The organism is Pseudomonadales bacterium (assembly GCA_013215025.1).
Classification (GTDB): domain Bacteria; phylum Pseudomonadota; class Gammaproteobacteria; order Pseudomonadales; family DT-91; genus DT-91.
Genome location: JABSRR010000337.1, coordinates 1 through 1,650, shown reverse-complemented (window position 1 = coordinate 1,650; position 1,650 = coordinate 1). Strand labels below are relative to the sequence as shown.

The 1,650-nt window shown below is 46.9% G+C and carries 1 protein-coding gene; it reads left to right on the top strand.

Going from position 1 to position 1,650, the window contains the following annotated elements:
• Positions 1 to 1,650: methylmalonyl-CoA mutase (scpA, locus tag HRU21_13460; protein ID NRA43291.1), on the top strand; the 1,650-nt coding region annotated here is incomplete at both ends.

Sequence of the window (1,650 nt, the reverse complement as noted above, 5' to 3'; positions counted from 1 at the left end):
AACTGTTGCTGATTGGAAAGCTAAGGCAAATAAACAGTTATCGCGGATGAATAAAACGGTTGATGATCTTGTTTGGGAAACTCCTGAAGGCATTAACATCAAACCTGTTTATACCGCGGAAGATTTACAGGGCTTAGAGTACACCAATACTATGCCCGGTATGGCCCCTTTTATTCGTGGCCCACAGACGACGATGTATGCCGGTCGGCCTTGGACTATTCGTCAATATGCAGGTTTCTCGACCGCTGAAGAATCAAATGCATTTTACCGTAAAGCGCTTGCTGCTGGTGGCCAAGGGGTGTCGGTTGCCTTTGACTTAGCCACTCATCGTGGTTATGACTCAGATCATCCACGCGTGTCTGGCGACGTTGGTAAAGCCGGTGTTGCGATTGACTCCGTGGAAGACATGAAGGTGCTGTTTGACGGTATTCCACTTGATAAAGTATCCGTCTCTATGACAATGAACGGGGCGGTATTACCCGTTTTAGCCGGTTATATCGTTGCTGCTGAAGAACAGGGTGTAGGTCAAGACAAGCTTGCCGGCACTATTCAGAATGATATTTTGAAAGAGTTTATGGTGCGTAATACTTATATTTACCCACCAGCACCGTCGATGAAAATTATTGGCGATATCATTGCTTATGCCTCAGAGCATATGCCTAAGTTTAATACGATCTCAATCTCTGGCTATCATATTCAAGAAGCCGGTGCCGATGCTGCACTTGAACTAGCTTATACCTTGGCTGATGGCAAAGAGTATATTAAAACGGCCTTAGCGGCTGGCCTTGATATTGATGCCTTCGCTCCGCGTCTGTCATTCTTCTGGGGCATTTCGATGAATTTCTATATGGAAATTGCGAAAATGCGCGCTGCTCGATTGCTATGGCATAAAATTGTTGCCGAATTTGAGCCTAAGAACGAAAAATCTTTAATGCTGCGAACCCACTCGCAAACCTCAGGCTGGTCCTTGACCGAACAAGATCCATATAACAACGTTGTTCGAACCACGATTGAAGCGATGGCATCGGTATTTGGAGGCACACAATCACTTCACACCAATGCCTTAGATGAAGCCATTGCACTGCCTACTGAATTTTCTGCTCGAATTGCGCGTAATACCCAGCTTATTATCCAAGAAGAGACCGGCATTACCAAGGTAGTAGACCCTTGGGCAGGCTCCTACATGATGGAAAATTTAACGCAAGAGATTGCTGATAAAGCGTGGGCCTTAATCGAAGAAGTTGAAGCCGCAGGTGGCATGGCGAAAGCTATTGAGACCGGTATGCCAAAGATGAAAATCGAAGAGTCTGCGGCGAAAAAGCAAGCACGTATTGACCGTGGTGAGGACGTGATTGTCGGGGTGAATAAATACCAGCTGGCCGAAGAAGACGACGTAGAAATTCTTGAGATCGACAATGAGGCTGTGCGTGAGTCGCAAATTGCCAATTTGGCTAAGATACGTGGTGATCGAGATGAGGCTGCAGTTGAAGACGCGCTTGAAGCGATTTACCAATGCGCACTCGGTAATGGCGGCAACTTACTCGATTTAGCCGTCAAAGCAACCCGTGTTCGCGCGACGGTGGGCGAAATTTCTTATGCCATGGAACGTGAGTTCGGTCGTTACAATGCGCAGGCCCAAACAATTTCAGG